We start from the raw sequence: 3,207 nt of genomic DNA on the forward strand, positions 1-3,207 counted from the left end.
GAAGCCCCGGTTCAACGTCCTGCTGCGGGACGACAAGAGCTTTCCCGAAATCGTCATCCGCCGCGACCATGACGCCCCGCAGCTGCGCAAGCATCGCGGCGCTCACACCATCCAGGGGGACTATTTCGGCCCGTTCGCCAGCGCCTGGGCGGTGAACCGGACGCTCAACACCCTGCAGAAGGCCTTCCTGCTCCGCTCCTGTTCCGACAGCGTCTATGACAGTCGCACCCGGCCCTGCATGCTGCACCAGATCAAGCGCTGCGCCGCGCCCTGCACGGGCCTGGTCTCCCTGGAGGACTATGGCGCCCTGGTGAACGAGGCCGAGGCCTTCCTGAGGGGCAAGAGCCGGGCGGTGATGGCCAAGCTGTCGGGCGAGATGCAGGCCGCCTCCGACGAGATGGAGTTCGAGCGCGCCGCGCGCCTGCGCGACCGAATCCGGGCCCTGGCCTCCGTCGCCCAGGAACAGCAGATTAATCCCGAAAGCCTGGAGGAGGGCGACATCATCGCCCTGCACGGTGAGGGCGGCCAGGCCTGCGTGCAGGTCTTCTTCTTCCGCGGCGGTCAGAACTGGGGCAACCGGGCCTACTTCCCGCGGGTCGACAAGAGCGACGAGGCGGCCGACGTCATGGCCGCCTTCCTCGGCCAGTTCTATGAGGACAAGCCGATTCCCAAGCTGATCCTCACCAATGTGGAGCCCGCCGACCGGGACCTGCTCTGCGAGGCCTTCGCCCTGAAGGCCGGCCGCAAGGTGGAGATCCTCAAACCCCTGCGCGGGGAAAAGCGCCAGCTGGTCGAGCACGCCCTGACCAACGCCCGCGAGGCCCTGGGGCGGCGGATGGCCGAAAGCTCGGCCCAGTCCAAGCTGCTGATCGGGGTATGCGAAGCCTTCGGCCTGGAGGCGCCGCCTGAGCGGATCGAGGTCTATGACAACAGCCACATCATGGGGACCAACGCCGTCGGCGGCATGGTCGTGGCCGGGCCCGAGGGCTTCCTCAAGAACCAGTATCGCAAGTTCAACATCAAGGGGACCGACCTCACGCCCGGCGACGACTACGGCATGATGCGCGAGGTGCTGCGCCGACGCTTCGCCCGGATGGTCAAGGACGAGGAGGCCGGCGAGGCCGCGCCGCGCCCGGACCTGGTGCTGATCGACGGCGGCGCAGGGCAACTGGCGGCGGCCCAGGAGATCATGGCCGACCTCGGGGTGGACGATATCGCCGTGGTGGGCGTGGCCAAGGGGCCCGACCGGGACGCAGGCCTGGAGCGGTTCTTCATGGCCGGGCGAACCCCCTTCATGCTCGAGCCCAAGTCGCCGGTGCTCTACTACCTGCAGCGTCTACGGGACGAGGCTCACCGCTTCGCCATCGGCAGCCATCGGGTCCGCCGGGCCATCGACATGAAGAAGAACCCGCTGGACGAGATCGACGGCGTCGGTCCGGGGCGCAAGCGCGCCCTGCTGCACGCCTTCGGCTCGGCCAAGGGTGTCTCTCGGGCCTCGGTGGACGACCTGGCCAAGGTGGACGGGGTCAGCCTGGCCCTGGCGCAGCGGATCCACGACCGGTTCCGCAAATAGGCCCCGAAAATCCGATCCGTGCGTTATGGTCGGCAGCAATATGGAGATGTCGCATGCTGCTTCGCCTGATCCTCGCCACCGCCATGCTCGCCGCCCCGGTTGCGGCGGGCGCGAGCTCCCCCGACGCCTGGGCTGAATTCCGGGCCGAGGTCCGCGCCAAATGTCTGGCTCAGGGGCAGGCCCAGGGCATGGGCGATCCCGAGGTGGTCGTCCATCCCTTCGGGTCGGAGTCCTACGGAATCGCTGTGCTGCGCGAAGGCGACGACAAGCGCATCTGCATCTTCGACAAGCGCACCAAGGCCGTCGAACTCACCTGATCGCAAGCTCGAAGGTCCCGATGAAAGCCCTGCCCAATATCCTGACCTCCCTGCGGCTGGTCCTGGCCCTGTTCATGTTCGTGGCCCTGGCCACGGCGGCGGGCGGTACGCCATGGCTCAGCGAACGGCTGACCATGGAGCAGCAGTTCTCCCTGCAGCGCTGGGCCTTTATCGCCTTCGTCATCGCCGCCACCACCGACTGGTTCGACGGCTGGCTGGCGCGCAAGATGGACGCGGTCAGCGTCTGGGGGGCGATCCTCGATCCGATCGGCGACAAGGTGCTGGTCTGCGGGGCGGTGCTCGGCTTGATGGCTCTGGGACCGCAGCCGCTGGTGCTGCTGCCGGCCGGCCTGATCCTGTTCCGTGAATTCACGGTCAGCGCCCTGCGCGAGGTAGGTGCCGGCAAGGGGGTTAAGCTGCCCGTCACGCTGTTGGCCAAGTGGAAGACAGCCCTGCAGCTCACGGCGCTGGGGGCCGAGCTGTTCGTCGCCTCCTGGGGGGCGTTCGGCCTGTCTCAGACGCCTGGGCTTTTGGGGCCAGTCACCGTGACCGCCCATGCGCTCTTCTGGCTGGCCGCCGTGGTGACCCTGATCACCGGGGCTCAGTACTGGGAGCAGACCCGCAAGGCCTTGGCGGTCGGCTAGGCCCCGGCGTCCGCGGCGCCCTCTGGGGTGCGGAGCGTCCCGCGCCCGTTCTGTCCAGTTGCATCATGCGAACCAGCATCGCTTCGCCAGCCATGCGCAGCATCATCGAGCCTCTCCCTCTCTCTATGCGAGTCGTCTCGCAGGGGAAGTCGATAATGAGAATGAATCTCACACCTGGTCAAGAACGGGACGATATCGGGAGCAAACGTCACCGTGGCGCGTTAGGACACCTTCGAACAGCTGAGGAGATTCTCATGCGCCCTATCCTTCTTTCCATGGCCGCCGTGGTGGCCCTAACCGGCGCGCCGTCCCTGGCCGCGGCCCAGACCGCCTCGGGCACGCCGCTCGGCAACTTCTTCGCCTGTGAGGCCAGCGGCCAGCGTCAGGAAACCGGCGCTCTGCTCGGCGGCGTGGCCGGCGCCCTGCTGGGCAGCCAGGTCAGCAAGAACGAGCGCGCCTTGGGCGCTGTGCTTGGCGCCGGCCTCGGCGCCGCGGCCGGCTCCTGGGTCGGCTGCCGTATGCAGGTCAGCGAGCAACAGCGCGTCGTCAACGCCGTCGAAACGGCTCTGAACACCGGCCGCAGCCAGACCTGGAACGATCCCACCACCGGAACCACCGGCCGGGTGGATATCATCAACGCCAATGTCGGCGGCGGCGGGGGCGGGGGCGTGTC

Annotated in this window: 4 protein-coding genes; all 4 read left to right on the forward strand. The window is 67.9% G+C overall.

Going from position 1 to position 3,207, the window contains the following annotated elements; translation table 11 throughout:
• Positions 1 to 1,573: excinuclease ABC subunit UvrC (gene uvrC / locus V7702_RS12460; RefSeq protein WP_335650428.1), on the forward strand; the 1,573-nt coding region annotated here is incomplete at its 5' end.
• A gap of 53 nt (positions 1,574 to 1,626) precedes the next feature.
• Entirely contained in the window at positions 1,627 to 1,890 is a 264-nt protein-coding gene (locus tag V7702_RS12465) for a hypothetical protein (RefSeq protein ID WP_335650429.1), read from the forward strand.
• A gap of 20 nt (positions 1,891 to 1,910) precedes the next feature.
• Positions 1,911 to 2,534, forward strand: a complete 624-nt coding sequence (gene pgsA, locus V7702_RS12470) for a CDP-diacylglycerol--glycerol-3-phosphate 3-phosphatidyltransferase (protein ID WP_335650430.1) — start codon at positions 1,911 to 1,913, stop codon at positions 2,532 to 2,534.
• A 254-nt stretch (positions 2,535 to 2,788) separates the two neighbouring features.
• Positions 2,789 to 3,207, forward strand: a 419-nt coding sequence (locus V7702_RS12475; RefSeq protein ID WP_335650431.1) for a glycine zipper domain-containing protein, incomplete at its 3' end; no start/stop codon positions are given.

This window comes from Phenylobacterium sp. (assembly GCF_036963605.1).
In the GTDB taxonomy this organism is placed as follows: domain Bacteria; phylum Pseudomonadota; class Alphaproteobacteria; order Caulobacterales; family Caulobacteraceae; genus Phenylobacterium.

Coding starts and splice junctions, on each gene's coding strand:
- V7702_RS12465 (WP_335650429.1), top strand. CDS start 1,627: ATGCTGCTTCGCCTGATCCTCGCCACCGCCATGCTCGCCGCCCCGGTT.
- pgsA (WP_335650430.1), top strand. CDS start 1,911: ATGAAAGCCCTGCCCAATATCCTGACCTCCCTGCGGCTGGTCCTGGCC.